Source organism: Kribbella lupini (genome assembly GCF_039529595.1).
Lineage (GTDB): Bacteria > Actinomycetota > Actinomycetes > Propionibacteriales > Kribbellaceae > Kribbella > Kribbella lupini.
Map to the genome: position 1 here is coordinate 68,810 of NZ_BAAANC010000005.1, position 18,696 is coordinate 87,505.

Genomic DNA, 18,696 nt, shown 5'->3' on the forward strand with positions numbered 1-18,696 from the left:
TTCGACCGGAAGGGGGTGCCCGGTGGGTACCGAATCGAGTCTGGAGCTCGGGCCGTCCTCGCTGACCGAGGCGCTCTACGAGTCGGTGCGCAAGCGCATCGTGAACGGCGACATCCCGCAGGGGGAGAAGCTCACCGAGGTCCGCCTGGCCGGTGAGTACAACGTGGCCCGGCCGACCGCGAAGGCCGTGCTCGAACGGCTGACCGCGCTCGGGCTGCTGCGGCGTACGGCGCACAAGACCGCGGTCGTCCCGACGCTGGACGAGGCCGAGATCCGCGATCTGTTCTTCAGCCGGGTGACGATCGAGAAGGCCGCGGTCTCCACGCTGGCCGTCGGCGGCGAGGTCCCGCCGGCCGCGGCGAAGGCGCAGGTCGCGATCGAGTACGCCGCCCGCGACCAGCTGTTCGAGAACCAGGTCGAGGCCGACATCGCCTTCCACAGCGCGCTGGTCGCCGGGGTCGGCAGCCGGCGGCTGGCCCGGATGCACGAGCTGATCATCGGCGAGGTGCACCTGACGATGGGCCAGTACCAGGCCCACCGGACCGCCAAGCCGTCCACGGTCGCCGCCGAGCACGCGGCGATCCTGCAGGCGATCGAGTCCGCAGACCCGACCGCCGCAGCGGACCACATGGCGTACCACTTGGAGCAGGCCCAGGGCCGCCTGCTCAGTTCGCTGCAGAAGTCCTGACGTCGTGCCGCAGCAGCACGGTCTTGCCGTCGAACACCCGGGACTCGGTCAGCGGTAGTTCGGTCCGGGCCGCGCCCGGCCGGTGCACGGGCTTGCCGCCGCCGAGCACCACCGGGTGCACGACCACGTGGTACTCGTCCAGCAGACCGAATTCGGCCAGCGACTGCGCGACGCTCGCGCTCCCGGTGATCAGGATGTCCTTGCCCGGCTGCTGCTTGATCGCGCGCAGCTCCTCGGGCGAGCGGATCACGCCGGTACCCCAGCCGAGGTCGTCGTCGAGCGTCGTGGACAGCACCAGCTTCGGCGTCTTCAGCCAGACCGGCGCGAACTCCTGCACGTGCTGCTCCTCCGGTTGAAGGTCCAGCGCGTGCGGCCAGTACGACGACATCATGGTCCAGACCGTCCGCCCGTACAGGAACAGGTCCGACCGCTCGGCCAGTCCCATCGAGTACGCGCCGAGCTCCGGCCCGAGCTGCGCCCAGTCGAACTCGCCGTTCGGACCCTCGATGAAACCGTCGAGCGACTGGTGCACGTAGTACATGGTCTTGCGCATGGTCCTGGCTCCTTCTGGTTGGTTGTGCCCCCTGGTCGGAGCCGATCGGGCCGCTTTGACATCGGCTGCGGGATTGACCTGGTCGCCCGACGGCGGGAAGGTCGTGACAAGGGGTTGGGGAGGTCCGGCGGCTGAGCCGCCGGTCGGGGCGGGTGGCTGGGGGATCGGCCGGGACGTGTGGTGCCCGTTCGGCTGTGGAGGAAAGTCATGGGCGAGTACACGATCGAGGACCTGCGGGAGCGCACCCGCGGAGCGGTGATCGCCGCCGGCGATCCGGCGTACGACGAAGCGCGCAAGGTCTACAACGCGATGATCGACAAGCACCCGCGCGTGGTCGTGCGGTGCGAGAACGCTGGCGACGTGATGGCGACGGTCGCCTACGCGACGGCGAACGGGTTGGAGCTGGCGGTCCGGGGTGGTTCGCACAGCGTTCCCGGGTTCGGGACCGTCGACGACGGGGTGGTCTGCGACCTCGGCGCGATGCGCGCGGTCCGGGTCGATCCGGTCACCCGGACGGCACGAGCGCTCGGCGGCGCGACGTGGGGCGACTTCAACGCGGCCACGCACGCTTTCGGGCTGGCGACGACGGGCGGGATCATCTCGACGACCGGGGTCGGCGGGCTGACGCTGGGCGGCGGGATCGGCTATCTCGCGCGCGGCCTCGGGTTGTCCTGCGACAACCTGATCTCGGCCGACGTGGTGACCGCGGACGGACGGTTCCTGATCGCCAGCGAGAAGGAGCACGAGGATCTGTTCTGGGCGCTGCGCGGTGGTGGCGGCAACTTCGGGGTGGTGACCGCGCTGGAGTTCCGGCTCGAGCCGGTCGACCAGATCTACGGCGGGCCGATGCTGTTCGAGATGTCCGACGCGGCCGCCGTCGTGGCCGGGTTCCGGGACCTGATCAAGGACGCGCCGGAGGCGTTGGGCGGGTTCCCGGCGTTCCAGCTGGCGCCGCCATTGCCGTTCATCCCCGAGGACCGGCACGGCGAGCCGTTCTGCCTGATCGTCGGTTGCTGGGCGGGCGACCTCGGCGAGGGGGAGAAGCAGATCGCGCGCTTCCGCGAGTTCGCGCCGGTCGTCGCCGAGCACGTCGGCGCGATGCCGTACCCGGCGCTGAACGCGGCTTTCGACGGGTTGGTACCGCCGGGACTGCAGCACTACTGGAAGGCGAACTTCGTCACCGAGCTGACCGACGACGCGATCCAGGCCCACCTGCGGCATGCCCCCGGGCTGCCGGCGGTGAACTCGACCGTGCACATCTACCCGATCGACGGCGCGTGTCACCGGGTGCCCTCCGACGCGACGGCGTTCGCCTACCGCGACGCGAACTTCGCGACGGTGATCGCGGGGATGTGGCCCGACCCGGCGGCCAACGACGCCAACGTCGAGTGGGTCCGGAACTACTACGACGACGTCGCCCCGCACTCGGAGTCCGGCGGCTACGTCAACTTCATGGCCGGCGACGACCAGGGCCGGATCGCCGACAACTACAAGGGCAACTACGCCCGGCTGGTGGAGGTGAAACGCGCCTACGACCCGGACAACGTCTTCCACCTGAACCAGAACATCGCACCCTAGGTCGCGTCCCAGACCATCGCGTGGGCGTTGCCGACCCGGCAGAAGACCGCGTCGGGGAAGGTCTCGGCGTACCGCGTCTCGAACTGCTCGCGGCTGAGGTAGCGGTCGCTGACCCGGTGGTCGAGCCAGGGACCGGTGGACAGCCGGAAGATCTCCCAGGCCTCACGGACGCCGCGGCGGACGAGGTTGCGCAGCAACCTGCGCACCTCGTTCCCGTACAGCCACCAGCGGGGGTTGGCCGCGCGGGGCGAGACCGTGTCGACGAGGACTACCCGCCCGCCGGCGACGGCTTTGATGCGGGCGAGAGCTTCGTCGAGGTCGGCGACGTGGTGGAGGGTGGCGACGCTGAGGACGAAGTCGTACCGGCCGTCGACGTCGCGCAGATCGCTTTCCAGGTAGGAGATGTTGCCTCGGGCCCGTTGACGGCGGGCCAGCCGGATCATCGGGCCGGACAGGTCGAACGCGTCGACGTGGTCGAAGCGGTCGGCCAGGAGGACGGTGTGCCGGCCGGCGCCGCAGCCGAGCTCGAGAGCACTTGTCGTTCGGCGTACCGGTTCGAGGACCGAGGGCAGCCAGGCGGCGACCGGGTCGTCGGTCAGTTCCGCGAGCCGGTCGTACCGCTCGGCCAGCCGGTTGAACGACTGGGCCTCTTCCCAGGTCAGCATGCGTCTCCTTGTCACAGAAAGGAGATGCCCGCCGGCCGGAAAACGTTGGCGCGCCCCGGCAACGGATTGTGGACTCCGTTCCCGGGCGCGCGCTGAGTTGGTCAGAGAGCCAGCAGGCGCTGGAAGAACGCTCGGTACTTCTGGAGCGCGCCGCGCAGGTCCTCGGTCGAGGGCTCGCCGTCGGACCACTGGCGTTCGAGGTCCTGGTGCTGCTGGTCGAAGGTCGCCGAGAGGCGCTTCAGCAGGTCGTCGACCAGCTTGTCGGCCTCGCTGACGGCCTGGCGCGGGTCGTCGACGAAGCCCTGCTGGATGACCTCCCAGCGGGAGCGGAAGTCGACCGCCGCGTCCTCGGCGACGAGCGGGCCGTCGGTCGAGGTTTGTGTTGTGGCGGCCGCGGCCGCGGGCTCGTTGGCCGGTGTGACCTGGTCGTCGGTCGAGTCGGTTCTGTCGCCGACCAGCGAATCGTCTTCGGCCGCTCGGGCCAGCCGGTCGTCGCTCATGGTGTTGTCACCGGTGTCGCGTACAGCGGTGTCGCGCACGTCGTTGTCACGTACGTCGGTGTCCCTTACGTCGTTGTCATGTGCGTCGGTGTCGCGCAGGCTGCCGTCGCCGTCCTGGTCGGTCGGGCGGTCGGAGAAGTCGGCGTCGGTCAGACCGGGCGTGCGCTCGTCCGAACGGTCTTCCGGGCGGTGGTCGGTCATGCCTGCTCCTTGGAGTTGTGGTGGTCGGTCAGCAGGGCGTCGACGAGTTGCCGGTACGCCGTGACGGCCTGGCGGAGTTGCTCGGTGTCGGCCTCGCCGCGGTGGTGCGCGACGGCGACCCGGTGGGCGGAGCGGTAGTGCTCGGCGACCTCGGGGTGGTCGACCGAGATGTCGTTCACCCGCTGGTCGAACTCGTCGACCGGGTAGCCGGCCTCGCGCATCATCCGCAGGACCAGCTTGTCCGCGTCCTCGACGGCCTGTCCCGGCTCGTCGACGAACCCGGCCTGGACCGTGTTCCACTCCGCGCGGTACCGCTCGGCGGTCTCACCGCTCAACGGCTGGACGTCGAGCTTGGCGACCCGCCGTTCCCGTTCACGCAGCTCGCGTTCGGCGCTGCGCTTGTCCCCAGACTCCTCGACGGCGTGGTCGTACTCGGGCCCGAACTTGTTCTGCAGCTGCCCGGATCGCTGGCGCTGGTAGAAAAACAGCGCCGCACCGGCCAGGACCACGACCAGTACCACGATGACGATGATCTCCATCAAACCCTCCAGTCAGGACGTCACCGTCGGCTCCTCGACCGGTTGCGGCCACGAGAACCGACGGTTGCGGACCGTGTTCCCGGTCCGTCCAGATCCCCGTGCACCCTTCTTGGTACCCATGCCCTGGGAGGTGAAGCAGGTCAGCCGGCCGCCGACGCTCTGTCGACGACCGGCTGCGATGCGTGATCAGGCCTTCGGTGCCAGCTTGTGCACGACGATGCCGGACTTGAAGGTGGTGGTGCCGAGCAGCTCGAGGTGCGTCGCGGCCAGGTCCTGACCGTCGAACATCCGCTGCCCACTGGCGACCACAGGGCAGATCCAGAAGTGGTACTCGTCGACCAGCTTGTTCTCCAGCAGCGCCTGGGAGAACTCGCCGGTGCCGAACTTCAGCAGGTCGCCGCCGTCGGTCTCCTTCAGCTCCCGGACGGCCTCGACGACGTCGCCCTCCAGCAGCTCGGCGTTCCAGGTGGTCTCCTTGAGCGTCCGCGACGCGACGTACTTGGGCATGGCGTTGAACTTGTCGGAGTACGGGTCGCCGCTGCGCTGCGACCACGCCTCGGCGAAGGCTTCGTAGGTCTCCCGGCCGAGCAGCAGCGCCTCGGTGCTCTCCATCAGCTTCATGCTGTAGCCGGCGTACTCGTCGTCCCAGTACGGGCCGCTCCAGTCCTGCGGGTCGGAGATGACGCCGTTCAGGGTCAGGAAGGTGCTCTCGACGATCTTGCGCATGATGGTGGTTCCTCTCAGGGTTGGTACGGCGTGTGCAGGCGGGCGGTACGGAGTGCCTTCGCCCACCAGACGAGTTGGTCGAGCGTGGTCTTGACGGAGTCGTCGTAGCCCGAGCCCGGGCGGGGCCAGCTGCCGTCGGCGGCGAACTGCTCCCAGTAGCAGGGCAGGGCCACGGTGTTGCGGATGGCAACGGAGTGCAGCTCGGTGAAGATCTGGCGCAGCTGGGCGGCGGCGTACAGGCCACCGGTCTCGCGGCCGTAGCTGACGATGGCGACCGGCTTGGCGTGCCACTCCTCGTAGTACCAGTCCAGTGCCGTCTTCAGCGGGGCCGGGAAGCTGCTGTTGTACTCCGGCGTCACCACGACGAACGCGTCGGCGGCAGCGAGCCGGGGAGCGAGTACGGCGACCTCCGTGGGCGCCGGCTCGTCGGTGTCGGTCAGTGTCACCGGCAGGTTCGCGGCGGCCAGGTCGATCAGGTCGATGTCGAGCTCTGCCCGCTTGGCTGCCTGCTGGGCGAACCAGTCGGCCACTGTGGGGCCGAAGCGCCCGGTCCGGGTACTGGCGACGATCACCGCTACGTTCAGTCTCATGTCCACCTCCGCTCTGGTGAGGAAGACTCTGCCGGAGGGGGTTTACGGTTTCTTTCCGGTCGGTGGCGACCGGGCCGAAATGTAGGGTGCGGCCATGCGATTCGGGGTGCTGGGGCCGGTGGCGGCCTGGACGGACAGTGGCGAGCAGGTCACCGTGCCGGGCCTCAAGGTGCGGGCCCTGCTGGCCGACCTGCTGCTGCACGAGGGTCGCCCGGTACCGGCGGACCGGCTGCTGGACGACCTGTGGGGCGACGACCTGCCTGGCAACCCGTCCGGCACGCTGTCCGCGAAGGTGTCCCAGCTACGCCGCGCGTTCGAGGACGCCGAGCCCGGCTCGCGCGCACTGGTGGTGTCCGGACCGGCCGGCTACTCGCTGAAGGTCGACAGTGCGACGTACGACGCGCTGCAGTTCACGGCGTACCTGGAGCAAGGGCGGCTGGAGGACGCGCTGGCGCTGTGGCGCGGTCCGGCGTACGCGGACTTCGCGGACGAGGCCTTCGTGTCGGCGACCGTGGCGCGGTTGAACGAGCTGCGGCTGGGCGCGCAGGAGTCCTGCTACACCGATGTGAGCGCGCTGGCCGCGCTGGTTGCCGAGCACCCGTTGCGGGAGAAGCTGAGGGCGGCGCACATCAAGGCGTTGTACCGCGCTGGTCGGCAGAGCGAGGCGCTGGAGAGCTACGAGCAGCTGCGCGCATTGCTGGCTGATGAGCTGGGCCTGGACCCGAGTCCTGAGCTGGTCGCGTTGCAGCAGTCCGTGCTGACCCAGGGCCTACCGACCCGTCGGAACAACCTGCCGGCACAGCTGACCGATCTGATCGGCCGAGCCGAGTCGTTGGCCGAGATCGACCGGCGGCTGCTGGAGGACCGGCTGGTGACGCTCACCGGTCCCGGTGGGGTCGGCAAGACTCGGCTGGCGATTGCAGCGGCGTCTGCGGCGGCCGGCAGGTACCGGGACGGGGTGACGCTGATCGAGCTGGCCGGGATCGCGTCGGACGCGTTGGACATCCCGGGCTCGCTGACCGATGCGCTGCAGGTCGCGCTGGACCTGCGGGACGTCGGTGGTGCGGATGTGGTGGAGCACCTGGCCGACGTACTGGGGGAGCGGTTGCTGGTGCTCGACAACTGCGAGCACGTGATCAGTGAGGTCGCTGCGCTGACTGATCGGCTGCTGGCGTCCGCTCCTGGGCTGCGCGTGCTGGCGACCAGCAGGGAGCCGTTGGGACTGACCGGTGAGGCTGTCTGGAACGTTCCGACGCTGGCGGTGCCGTCGCTGGGCTCCTCGGTTGATGCCCTGCAGGAGTCGACCGCTGTGCAGCTCTTCGTCGCGCGGGCGGCTGCTGCGGAGCGGGCGTTCGTGCTGAACGAGGAGAACGCTTCGGCTGTGGCGGTGCTGTGCCGACGGCTCGACGGGATCCCGCTGGCGCTGGAGCTGGCTGCCACGCGGGTCCGGGCTCTGGGCGTGGCTGGACTCGTTGCCCGGCTTGATGACCGGTTCAGGCTGCTGGCGACCGGCCATCGGGGTGCGGCGCCTCGGCAGCAGACGTTGATGGCGATGATCGACTGGTCGTGGGAGCTGCTGAGCCCTGAGGAGCAGGTGGTCCTGCGGCGCCTTGCCGTGCACGCTGACGGCTGTACGCCGGAGGCGGCCGAAGCGGTCTGCGGGGGCGATGTGCTCGACGTACTGGTTCGCCTGGTCGACCGGTCGCTCGTCGTACCGGTGGCTGGTGCTGACGGGATGCGCTACCGGTTGCTGGAGTCTGTGGCGGCGTACTGCGTGGACAAGCTGCACAAGGCCGGCGAGTACGAGTCCGTGCGGTCGCTGCATCGGCAGTACTACGTGGAGCTGGCGTCGGTGGCTGCCACTCACCTGTACGGCGCTGAGCAGGGTGTGTGGCTGCAGCGGCTGGATGACGAGTCCGGGAACCTACGCAGTGCGCTGGACGGGGCTATCGCCGCGGGGGAGGTCGCACTGGCTCAGCAGCTGGTGTCGTCGCTTGGCTGGTACTGGTTCCTGCGTGGGCGGTTCGCCGAGGCCCGGCGGTCGCTGGAGGCTGTGCCGGAGACGCCTGAGCTGATGGCGTGGCTGGCGGGCTACATGTACCTGCACGGCGACAGCGACGCTACGGCTCTGCGCGACCGTTGTATGGCTGACGTCGGGCCGCGGTCGGTGTTCTGGATGGCCTTGCACTGCAGCGATTCCGGCGACCTGTCGCAGGCGCTGGCGATGCTGGAGCAGTGCTTGGCGTCGTTCGAGCAGTCCGGTGACCGGTGGGGGATCGCCGCAGTACTGGCGGCGCGGGCGAAGCATGCGCATGTCCGTGCTGACCTGGAGGCGCTGCGGAGCGACGCTGCCGAGAGTGCTCGGCTGTTCCGCGCGCTAGGCGACCGGTGGGGTCAGCTGCAGGCGCTGGGCTGGCTTGGTTCGCACGCGGAGCTGGTCGGCGACTTCCGGGGCGCGGTGAAGCTGCACACCGAGGCGCTGGGGATGGCGGAGGAGCTGGGGCTGTGGCCGGACGTTGCGGGTGAGTACGGCTGGCTGGGCTGGACCGCCGTACGGGAAGGTGATTACGCGCAGGCGACGGCGTACGGGGAGCAGGCTCTGCAGCTGGCGCTCGAGCAGGGCAACCGGCCGATGGAGTCGCTCGGTGCGCTGGTGCTGGGCTTCGCGGCCCGGCGCAGTGGTGAGCTGGACGTGGCCGAGAAGCGGTTGCAGAGCCTGATCGACGAAGCCCGGCGGCAGGACGACGCGGTGCTGTACCTGTCGATGGTGCTGGACGAGCTCGGCTTCCTGCTGGAGCAGCAGGGCGAGCTGGCGGCTGCGCGAGCCTTGCATGAGGAGGCATATGCACTCGGGGTCGACCAGGAATCGCGGCGGTCGATGGCGTGGTCACTGGAGGGCATCGCGGGGACGGTGGCTGCTGCTGCACCGGCGGTGGCTGCGCGTCTGTTGGGGGCGGCTGTCGTAGTGCGTGAGGCGGAGGGGCTGCCGGTGACCGCAGCCGAGGGTGCTGACGTGCTGCGGATCGAGCAGGCGGCTCGGGCGGTGCTGGGGGAGCAGTACGACGTGGCGTATGAGGCTGGGCGATCGCTGACGCTGGAGGAGGCTTACGCGCTGGCTTCCGGCGTGGGCTAGTCGGCGAAGACGGCTGGGGCGTCGGCGACGATTCGTCTGAGCGTCCCGGTGAACTGGTCGCGCTCCTTGGCCGGCAGCTCGGTCAGCAGCTGCTCCAGCTTCTTGGTGAGCTCGTCGTGGAACCGCTGCAGGGCGTCCGTGCCTTCGTCCGTCAGCGCGACCTTCACGGCCCGCCGGTCCTGCGCGTCCGGCTGCCGTACGACGAGGCCGCGGTGCTCGGCGCGGTCGACCAGGCCGGTCAGGCTGGAGCGCTCGACGCCCAGCGTCGCGGACAGCTCGGCCATGCCGGTCGGGCGGTTGCCGAGCGAGCAGAGCATCTGGGCCTGGGCGGTGGTCAGGTCGCAGCCGCGCCCGACGTCGGCGTACAGGGTGTGCACGAGGTGGGTGAGGCGGACCAGGCTGCTCGCGGCGCTGAGCGTCTCTTCCATCCGCTGCTCCTCGTTGGTTGTGCACTCTTGGTTGTGCGCTGACTTGTGAATGTTCGTGGCACGAAGTAATTTGTTCGTCAGGTCAATAGTACGTGTCACGAACTACTGCGGCAACGAAGGTGTGGACGATGGACTACGGGCACGAGCTGGTCTTCGGAACGTTCATCACGCCGGCGATCGATCAGGTCGACCGCGTGATCGCGCTGGCCCAGTTGACCGAGCAGGTCGGGCTGGACCTGGTCACGCTGCAGGACCACCCGTACCAGCCGCGACTGGCCGACGCGTGGACCCTGCTGAGCGTCATCGCCGCCCAGACGCGCACGGTCAAGGTCGCGACCAACGTCGCCAACCTGCCGCTGCGGCATCCCGTCGTACTCGCGCGCAGTGTCGCGTCGCTCGACCTGATCACCGGCGGACGCGTCGAGCTCGGCCTCGGGGCCGGTGGATTTCGCGAGGCCATCGCCGCGAACGGCGGGCCAGAGCTGACCGCCGGCCAGAGCATCGAGGCGCTGGAGGAGGCGCTCGCGATCATCCGCGAGGTGTGGAAGCCCGAGGGCGGCGGCATCCGCCTCCCCGGCAAGCACTACACCCTCAACGGCGCCAAGCGCGGCCCGGCGCCCGCGCACACGGTGGAGATCTGGCTGGGCGCGTACAAGCCTCGCATGCTCGCTCTGACCGGCCGCCTCGCGGACGGCTGGGTGCCCTCGAGCGGCTATGCCGGTCCGGATGCTCTGTCCGCGATGAACAAGATCATCGACGAGTCCGCTGTCGACGCAGGGCGGGACCCTTCCGCGATCCGGCGCCTCTACAACCTCTCCGGGACTTTCACCGGCCAGGGTGGCTTCCTGCAGGGGCCTGAGTCGGTGTGGATCGAGCAACTCACGGAGCTGACGCTGGCCGAGGGCATGAGCACGTACATCCTGGCCTCGGACAACCCAGAAGACATCCGCCGCTTCGCGGAGGTCGCCGAGGGCGTCAAGGAATCGGTAGCGACAGCGCGCACTTCGGGAAACGCTGCAGTTGCCATCACAAAGAACCCTGTTGTGTCGGTCTCCTCGCCGGCCTCAGCCAACTTTTCCGTCGTACCGACTCCTCCGCCCACCGAACGGCGGAGCGACGTACAGGTGTGGGACGAGTCAACCCGTCCAACCGGCCCGGCGCTCGACCCCGAGCGCACCTACACGCCGTACCAGCTCTCCTCCGGCGAACACCTGATCCAGGTGCACGACCATCTCCGCGCCGAGCTCGAGCAGATCCACGACCTCGTCGAGCAGGTCGCCGCGGGCTCGATGGGCGTCGGCGCCGCCCGCTCTCACATCAACACCATGACCATGCGCCAGAACAACTGGACCCTCGGCACCTACTGCGAGTCGTACTGCCGCCTCGTCACCACGCACCACTCCATCGAGGACGCCTCACTCTTCCCCCGACTGCGCCGAGCCGACGACCGTCTCAAGCCCGTCGTCGACCGTCTCCAGGAAGAGCACCTGGTCATCCACGACGTCCTCGAGAACGTCGACAAGGCCCTCGTCCACCTGGTCTCCGGCGAAGGCACCCTCGACGACCTCCGCGCCGCCGTCGACCTGCTCGACGACACCCTGCTGTCCCACCTGTCCTACGAAGAACGCGAACTGGTCGAACCCCTGGCCCGCCTCGGCGTCATGTAACGCGGCACCGCCCAGTACGCCGTACCGCCAGATCACCTCAGCGGCCGTACGCCGTAGTGCCCGATCACCTCAGCGAGCGCACGCCGTACCGCCTACTTCGCCTCGCCCAGCAGCGACGCGAGGATGTCCAGCAGCCGCAACGTCGGCGCCTCCGCGAGCACCTTCGCCGCCGACGTCGCCGGCTCGGCGATCAGCCGGGTCTGCAGCACCTTGAAGTCCCGCACGTTCGCCGGGTTCACGAGGTCCCGGTGCACGGCAGCCAGGAACTCGGCCCCGGCGGACGCGTCGCTGTACGTCATCCGGATGAAGCTGTCGCTGACCGGGAAGAGATACGGCCGCTTCAGGTGCAGCAGCTTCGCCTTCTTCGCGGTCCCGAACCCGCGGTGCCCGGAGAACTTCTCGTCCAGCGCGATCGCCGCGTCGAACAGCTCCGACCCCGGCGCCGCGTCCTCGAGCTTCGCGTCCACCGGGATCGCCGCGAACTCCTTCTCCGCGTCCACCTCCAGCAGCCACGGGATGTCCAGCGCGCGCAGGTCCGACCCGATCACCATCGTCCGCGCGAGATCCTCCAGCGTCACCCGGTCCGGCTCCGACCCACCCACCGTGGTCAGCCCCGGAAGCCCGTCGTAGTACCGCAGCACCGCGCCGTTCGACTCGCAGTAGATCCGCAACTGCGCGATCGCCTCGTCCACGACGATCTTCCGACTACCGATGTTCATGAGCCACACCCTCACACTCTTGGTGGCGAACCCGCCAGCCGGATTGGGCGATCCGACCGGGAATCCGATCAAATCCGGATGCGGTGCATCGTAGGGGAAGCCACCCACTCCCCGCCCACAGGGTGACACCACCACTTGTCCACAGCCGACAACAAAGCCACCCGTAACCCGCAGCCACCACCCTAAACTCTCCGTGACGGCAATCAACCGAACGGAGAACCAGATGCGGGCAGCTCGCAGGACCCTGTCCGCCCTCTTGGCGTTCTTTATCCTCATCCCGGTGATCGCGGTGACCAGCCCGGCCGCGTACGCCGAGGACGGCACCTGCATCCACGTCGACATGAGCATCACCGCCGGCGGTGAACTGCTGACCAAGGGCCCGCAGATCGCCAACGACGGCGGCTTCGGTCACGCGGGGACCGGCCAGACGTTCACGTTCAAGGCCCGCACCTTCGCGCCGTCGATGAACATCTGCGCGATGCAGCTGACCGACGCCCGCACGTGGCAGGTCAGCGGCTGGCCGTGCACCAATTACCCGAAACCGAAGCCGGCCCGAACGCAGTCGCTGAGCTGGTCCGTCACGGTTCCGCTGGACTGCGAAGTGTCGTCCTCACCCGCTCTGCTGGCCGCGTCCCTGACGAACGGCAAGGGGTCGGCGACCGGGAACGTCAACATCTACGCGGGCGCCCCGGGGTTCGTGCTGCCGGACAAGCAGGCGCGAGGCCTGTTCGGCCCGTTCGCGATGCAGTCGGATCCGGTGAACTCGCTGACCGGTGCCCTGACGGCGGTCGAGACGGATGCGGTGGTGGCCGGTCTCGGCGTACCGCTCAGGGTCGACCGGACGTACAACTCGAACGATCCGACCACCGGCTCGCTCGGCCCCGGCTGGCGTTCGTCGTACTCCGACAAGCTGGTCGTCACCGGTCGTTCGGCGACGTACCTGGCCTCGGACGGCCGGGAGATCGCCTTCACCCAGCGCGGCACCGGCTTCGTCGTCGAGCTGGGCGCCGCGCGGTTCACCCTCGGACGCTCGGGCACGGACTACGTGCTGACCGACGTCGATCAGCAACGGATGCGGTTCTCGTCGTCCGGCGAGCTGTTGTCGATCCTCGACCGCAACGGCCAAGGCCTGACGATCACCCGCGAATCCGGTCGGATCGGCTCCGTCGTCAACGGCCGCAGATCGCTCGACTATTCGTACGACGACGCCGGTCTCCTCACCGCGGTGGTGCTCGCTGCTCCGGGAGCCGACGCGCGCAGAGTCCAGTACGAGTACACCGACGGCAAGCTCGTTGCCGTCACGTCGCCCGGCGGCGTGCGAACGGAGTACGGGTACGACGCCGCCGGCCGGCTGACCAGTGAGAAGCGTGGTGACGGTAACCGCCCGACGCTGGCGACCGAGTACGACGAGAACGGCCGCGTCGTCAGCCAGACCGACGGCAAAGGCGCGAAGAGCACCTGGACCTGGGAAGACGCCGGGATCCGCGGCAAGTCCACGATGACCGACCCGACCGGCGGCCGGTGGATCAACGAGTACGAGCGGAATTGGCTGGTCCGCCAGATCGATCCCACAGGCGTCGCGGTCACCTTTCACTACGACTCGATGGGCAACCTGATCCGCGTCTTCGACCCGTTGGGTCACGGCGCGCGCCATACGTACGACGCGCTCGGTCGCGTGACCAGCTCCACCGACGCGGGCGGCTTCACCACTCGGCGCTCCTACAACAGCTCGAACGATCCTGTCTCGGCAACGGATCCGCTCGGTCGGCGCTCGACCTTCGGCTACGACGCCCGAGGCAACCTGGTCAGCACGTTGTACGCCGGAAGGACCTCGTCGGTCACCTACGACCAGCGTGGTCTACCGGTGTCGGTCCGCGACAGCAGCGGCCGGACGAGCCGATCCACTTACTCGCCGGACGGCGACCTGACCAGCACCACCGACCCCGGCGGCAACGTCACGAAGTACGAGGTGGACGGTTGGGGCCGACCGACCAAGGTCACCGGCCCGCGCGGTCAGTCCACGACCTTCACCTACTCGGCCGACGACCAACCTCTCGAACAGCACGGGCCGCTGGACCAGAACACCCGCCTCGAGTACGACGACCGCGGCCGCCTGTCAGCGTCGACGGACGCGCGCGGCGGAACCACCCGATACCGCTACGACGACGCAAGCCAGCTGGTCAGCGTCACCGCGCCGTCCTTGCCTGAGGCAACCGCCGAGTTCGACGCCTCCGGCCGACTGGTCAAGCAGACCGATGCCAGCGGGCGGTCGCAGACCTCTTCGTACGACGCAGCCGGCCGCTTGACCGCGACGACGTACGGCGGTCGCACCTGGCGATTCAGCCACGACAAGGCCGGCCGTCTGGTCCGGACGACGCTCCCGTCCGGCAAGTCCGCGTCCTTCACCCTCGACGCCCGCGGCGCGATCACCCGCGTCGACTACTCCGACAAGACACCGTCGAACTCGTTCACCTGGGACGCCGCAGGCCGTCGTACGACGATGACCGACGTCGGCGGCGTTACGCGCTTCGGCTACGACACCTTCGACCGGCTGACCTCGGTCAGCCGACCCGGCTCGGCAGTCGCCTACCAGTGGGATCCGGCCGGGAACCTGCAATCCCGCAGTGCGGCCGGCCACACGGAGACCTACACGTGGGACGCCGTCAACCGGCTCACCTCAGCAAAGGTCGACGGCAAGCCAGCAGCCACCTACGCGTACGACGTCGCCCGCGGTTCCATCACCACCCAGCGCCCGTCCGGCCTCACCGAGACCCGGCGGTACGACCTCCTCGGCCGCGAGACCGAGCTCCGGCTGAGCCAACCTGGCGAGCCCCTCCGTACGGTCGCGTCCTCCTACGACGCAAACGGCAATCTGGTCCTGACGAACGACTCAGCCACAGGCAAGGCCGCCTACACGTACGACGCTCTCGACCAGTTGACCGCAGTCTGCTACGCCGTCGACCAGTGCACCGACGGCGCCGAGGACTACATCCGCTACGCCTACGACGGCGCCGGCAACCGCACCTGGGAGCAACGCCCGAGCGGCACCAAGTGGTCCCTGTTCGGCCCCGGCAACGAACTCCAAGGCTCCATCACCGCGCCCCAGGGCTATCCCCGGCTGCCCCCAGTCGGCCGCTTCAACACGTACGACGCCGACGGCAACCTCACCTCCGACGGCACCACGACCTACACCTGGACCGCCGCCGGCAAACCCGCCTCGTCGACCACGGCCACCGGCAAGACCACCTACACCCACGCCGCCGACGGCCGCCGCCTCACCGAATCCACCCCGGGCCAAACCACCCGCTACCTCTGGGACCCGCTCTCACCCCAAATCCTCAGCACCACAGACGGAACAACCACCACCCGCCACACCTACGGCCGAGGCCTCCTCTCCACCGCCACGCTCAACAGGACAACCACCCACACCACAACCCCAACAGGCACAGTCCTCTCCACCGGAGACGACCCCCGCTCCTACGAACCCTTCGGCACCCCAAGAGGTCCGGCCCCTCGCGGATCCACCCCGTCCCCAGCCTTCACCGGCGGCCTCCAACTCCCCAACGGCAACTACCTCCTGGGTCAACGCGAGTACGACCCATCCGCAGGCACCTTCCTCTCCCCAGACCAAGGCGCTTCGTCCCACCCCTACGCCTACGCCGGCAACAACCCCCTCACCAACACAGACCTCACCGGCCTCAACGACATCAACGGCACCCTCACCGACGTCTCCCACGTGTCGGGCTGGATCTCGATCGGCACCTTCACGGTCGCGGTCGGTTGCACCATCTACCGCCCTTGCGCGCCGGCTATCCCGATACTGATGCAGGTTTCTTCCGCGACCGGGATGGCCTCCGGCCTCTCGGGAGGCGTACTGACCGCCGAGGCCTGTGTAGTCAAGGGCAACTGCTCCGACCTTGCGACCAACTTGGCCATGGTCGGCATCAGCAGTCGTCTCCCTGGTGGAACAGCGCAAGCGGCGCAGCAGTTCCAGCATCAAACAGGACTGCGGACGCGCCTGATCCACTTTCGGCCGAATGCCGCTGATCCGAAGTGGGGTTTGACCGCTCTGCATCTGGACAAGCACGTCTTCGGGTCGGGCTCGAAGTCCCTCCGCAGCATTGATCCGGGAGGAACGACCGACCAGTGGTTCCAGTACATTCAGGAGTTGGCGTCCCGGCCGCCTTCAGCAAGTCAGAGCAATGGGATCCAGGATATTATCGGCATGTTCCCGCGAGCTGACGGTTCCGGCGACTTCAAGCTTGGTATCAGAGTCTCGCCGAATGAGGATGGATCATTTGACCTCGTGACGATCTTGACGAAGCAGGTGCCGTGATGTTCGAGTGTCCGGTGTGCTTCACGGAAACCTTGGACGTGAAACCGTACGAGACCTGGCCGCCACCTCCGGGACTGGTCATTCAGCCGCCTTACGAGGACTACCTCGGACGCGCTTCGTACGAAGTCTGCCGGAGGTGCGGGTTCGAATTTGGGAACGATGACAACCCAGGAACAGCGCCGCCGTCGACTTTCGAAGAGTATCGCGCGGAGTGGGAGGCGGAAGGTAGTCCTTGGTTTGACTGGCGAACTGCGCCGGATGACCCCGATCATCGCTGAGAGCAGTTGGCCAGCAGGTTCGTTGTTCGACCGTCCGTGGGACCGAGGGTTATCCATTTCGAGGACTGGTTGGTAAAACCGATCCGAATTGGATGTTGGGCTGGCAGTGACGGCATGTGATTTGATGCCGCGCCTATGTCGACCAGGGCCTGGGGCTCAGGCGGCATGAGCGGTGTACTGCGCGTGCCATCACCGGATCAGCTTGGGCTGTCCGGTGTGTGGGGTGGCAACCAGCTCACCGGCAAGCCGTAGGAGAGTTGGCCGCCACCACTGGGTCTTGCGCTGCGTCCGCCGTATGAGGAGCAGTTGGGACGAGCGTCGTACGAGGTGTGTCCGAAGTGTGGCTTCGAGTTCGGCAATGACGACAATCCGGGGACTGCGGCGCCGCAGTCCTTCGCGGAGTATCGCGCCGAGTGGGAAGCCGGAGGCCGCCAGTGGTTCGACACTCGTGGGTCCAGGAGAGGACGCCGACCGTGGGCGCCTCCGCCTCGCTGAAACTCATCGGCTACTGGCGCAGTCCGTCTCGAGAAGCGGGAGGTCGAGTGGTGGCGCTCTCAACGTGGCGGGCACCTTCGGCCCACCGCCCGGCCACCAGAGCGACGATGGTGGCGAGGTTGTGGGGTTTGAGCCGGTTTGATGTCGGCTATGCGACGTCGGGGCGGGTCATCAGGGGTGCTTGGAGGTGCAGGGTCACGTCGGGGGTGGTGAGGGGGACGACGTTCCAGGTTGCTGTGGCTTTGCCTGTGGTGGTGTCTAGTACCAGGCGGACTCGGTGTGGGGTGGTGATGACGTAGAGGTCGGCGATGAAGGTGGTGTTCTGCCAGGCGCCGGTGGCGATGACGGGGCGGCCGAGAGGGGACGATTCTCGCCAGGTCGTGTGGCCGACCTCGAGGGTTAGGGACGGTCCGAGGTGCAGGAGCCATCCGCCGTCGATGGGGTTGATGTGCACCGCGGTTTTGTCGGGGAGCGCGGAGTCTTTGGCGGTGCCGTCGAGTGTTGCTTGATGCTTGTGGTCGGCTTCGGACTGGTTGGTCGGGGTGGCTGTGCCTGGTACTGGCTTGAGGAACAGGTGCTGCAGCTTGTCGGTGAGGGCAAGTTGGTGAGCTGCGGCTGGGTCCGCCTGGGGGGCACCGTCCAGGTCGGGGAGTAGGCAGTCCCAGAAGAGGCCGGGGAGTGCGTCTGTGGGATCTACGGCGCCGGTGAAGGCGATCACCAGGTCGTGGGACGGGACGACTACGCAGTACTGGCCGAACGAGCCGTGGCCGTGGTAGCCGTGGCGGTTGATCCAGAACTGGTAGCCGTAGCCGTTGAGGAAGTCGTGGTTCGGGGTCCAGTTCGGGAGGGGGAGGGTCTCGATGTGGCGGCTCGTTGCCAGCTTCACCCATTCGCTGGGGACGAGTTGCTGATTGCCCCAGCGGCCTTCGCGGAGGAGCAGTTCGCCGAAGGCGACGATGGCTTCGGTGGTGAGGTGCAGGCCGTGGAAGCCGAAGGCGGCGCCGCTCGCGACCCGATCCCACTCGGCGTGGTCGATGCGCATCGGGTGGAAGAGGCGTTCGTTGAGGAACTCGCGGAGGTCTTGGCCGGTGGCCCGCTCGACCATGCGGGCGAGGACGAAGGTCGTCGCGTTGTCGTAAGTGTGCTGAGTGCCTTCGGGAACGGTGAACGGAACGCGGAGGAAGCCCTTCACGAGGTCTTGCGGTTCCAGATCCCATGCTTCGGTGAGGCTGTCGGTGTCGTGGCCGACGGTCATCGACAGCAGGTGGTGGACGGTGAGGCGGCGGGCCTGTTCCGGGAGGTCGGTCGGGACGTGGTCGGGAAGTACGTCGACCACTCGGTCGTTCAACGAGAGCAGACCGTCGGCGATTGCGAGGCCGACGGCGACTGAGGTGAACGACTTGGTCAGGGAGTACAGGAGGTGCGGGCGGTCGGCGGAGTACGGCGCCCACCAGCCTTCGGCGACGATGTGCCCGCGGCGTACGACCATGAGCGAGTGGCACTCGACGCTGTGCTCTTCCAGACGGTCCAGCAGCGTGGAGATCGCGCGGGGGGACATGCCCATGGCAGCTGGTGTCGACCGCGGAAGGAGCGCGCGTTG

14 protein-coding genes are annotated in these 18,696 nt (G+C 68.2%); 5 read left to right on the forward strand and 9 right to left on the reverse strand.

Annotated elements, in window-relative coordinates:
• Window positions 1-22 precede the first annotated feature (22 nt).
• Window positions 23-688, forward strand: coding sequence for a GntR family transcriptional regulator (locus tag ABD235_RS36930; RefSeq protein WP_344182830.1), 666 nt, complete (start codon window positions 23-25; stop codon window positions 686-688).
• On the opposite strand, the gene ABD235_RS36935 is transcribed toward ABD235_RS36930, so the two are convergent.
• The gene (locus ABD235_RS36935; RefSeq protein WP_344182832.1) at window positions 666-1,241 is read right to left on the reverse strand and encodes a dihydrofolate reductase family protein; all 576 of its coding nucleotides are present in this window, start codon (window positions 1,239-1,241) and stop codon (window positions 666-668) included. The two genes, ABD235_RS36930 and ABD235_RS36935, sit on opposite strands and share 23 nt — an antisense overlap.
• A 207-nt stretch (window positions 1,242-1,448) precedes the next feature.
• Between ABD235_RS36935 and ABD235_RS36940 the strand changes: the two genes are divergently transcribed.
• Window positions 1,449-2,819, forward strand: coding sequence for an FAD-binding oxidoreductase (locus tag ABD235_RS36940; RefSeq protein ID WP_344182834.1), 1,371 nt, complete (start codon window positions 1,449-1,451; stop codon window positions 2,817-2,819).
• On the opposite strand, the gene ABD235_RS36945 is transcribed toward ABD235_RS36940, so the two are convergent.
• The 5 genes from ABD235_RS36945 to ABD235_RS36965 all read right to left on the reverse strand — a co-directional run bounded on the left by ABD235_RS36945 (window position 2,816) and on the right by ABD235_RS36965 (window position 6,040).
• Window positions 2,816-3,484 carry a class I SAM-dependent methyltransferase gene (locus ABD235_RS36945; RefSeq protein ID WP_344182836.1) on the reverse strand — a complete coding sequence of 223 codons (669 nt, stop codon included), beginning with the start codon at window positions 3,482-3,484 and terminating at the stop codon, window positions 2,816-2,818. The two genes, ABD235_RS36940 and ABD235_RS36945, sit on opposite strands and share 4 nt — an antisense overlap.
• 101 nt (window positions 3,485-3,585) lie before the next feature.
• Window positions 3,586-4,185: a hypothetical protein gene (locus ABD235_RS36950; RefSeq protein WP_344182838.1), complete on the reverse strand. Its 600-nt coding sequence runs from the start codon at window positions 4,183-4,185 to the stop codon at window positions 3,586-3,588.
• Window positions 4,182-4,724, reverse strand: coding sequence for a hypothetical protein (locus ABD235_RS36955; RefSeq protein ID WP_344182840.1), 543 nt, complete (start codon window positions 4,722-4,724; stop codon window positions 4,182-4,184). Before ABD235_RS36955 ends, ABD235_RS36950 begins: the two co-directional genes overlap by 4 nt.
• 186 nt (window positions 4,725-4,910) lie before the next feature.
• Window positions 4,911-5,450, reverse strand: a complete 540-nt coding sequence (locus tag ABD235_RS36960; RefSeq protein ID WP_344182841.1) for a dihydrofolate reductase family protein — start codon at window positions 5,448-5,450, stop codon at window positions 4,911-4,913.
• A gap of 14 nt (window positions 5,451-5,464) precedes the next feature.
• The gene (locus tag ABD235_RS36965; RefSeq protein WP_344182843.1) at window positions 5,465-6,040 is read right to left on the reverse strand and encodes an NADPH-dependent FMN reductase; all 576 of its coding nucleotides are present in this window, start codon (window positions 6,038-6,040) and stop codon (window positions 5,465-5,467) included.
• 94 nt (window positions 6,041-6,134) lie between these two features.
• Here ABD235_RS36965 and ABD235_RS36970 point away from each other — a divergent pair, with 94 nt between their 5' ends.
• Window positions 6,135-9,173 (forward strand): ATP-binding protein, encoded by a 3,039-nt coding sequence (locus ABD235_RS36970; RefSeq protein ID WP_344182845.1) that lies wholly within the window; start codon window positions 6,135-6,137, stop codon window positions 9,171-9,173.
• On the opposite strand, the gene ABD235_RS36975 is transcribed toward ABD235_RS36970, so the two are convergent.
• The gene (locus ABD235_RS36975) at window positions 9,170-9,601 is read right to left on the reverse strand and encodes a MarR family winged helix-turn-helix transcriptional regulator (protein WP_344182847.1); all 432 of its coding nucleotides are present in this window, start codon (window positions 9,599-9,601) and stop codon (window positions 9,170-9,172) included. The genes ABD235_RS36970 and ABD235_RS36975 overlap by 4 nt on opposite strands.
• Before the next feature lie 128 nt (window positions 9,602-9,729).
• On the opposite strand from ABD235_RS36975, the gene ABD235_RS36980 reads away from it, so the two are divergent.
• Complete coding sequence (locus ABD235_RS36980; RefSeq protein WP_344182849.1) at window positions 9,730-11,268, forward strand: LLM class flavin-dependent oxidoreductase; 1,539 nt, start codon at window positions 9,730-9,732, stop codon at window positions 11,266-11,268.
• A 92-nt stretch (window positions 11,269-11,360) separates the two neighbouring features.
• Here ABD235_RS36980 and ABD235_RS36985 read toward each other — a convergent pair whose 3' ends face one another.
• Entirely contained in the window at window positions 11,361-11,987 is a 627-nt protein-coding gene (locus tag ABD235_RS36985) for a DUF6308 family protein (RefSeq protein WP_344182851.1), read from the reverse strand.
• Between the two features lie 280 nt (window positions 11,988-12,267).
• Between ABD235_RS36985 and ABD235_RS36990 the strand changes: the two genes are divergently transcribed.
• Window positions 12,268-16,323 (forward strand): DUF6531 domain-containing protein, encoded by a 4,056-nt coding sequence (locus tag ABD235_RS36990; RefSeq protein WP_344182853.1) that lies wholly within the window; start codon window positions 12,268-12,270, stop codon window positions 16,321-16,323.
• 921 nt (window positions 16,324-17,244) lie between these two features.
• On the opposite strand, the gene ABD235_RS36995 is transcribed toward ABD235_RS36990, so the two are convergent.
• Window positions 17,245-18,660 (reverse strand): serine hydrolase domain-containing protein, encoded by a 1,416-nt coding sequence (locus ABD235_RS36995; RefSeq protein WP_344182855.1) that lies wholly within the window; start codon window positions 18,658-18,660, stop codon window positions 17,245-17,247.
• Window positions 18,661-18,696: the final 36 nt, after the last annotated feature.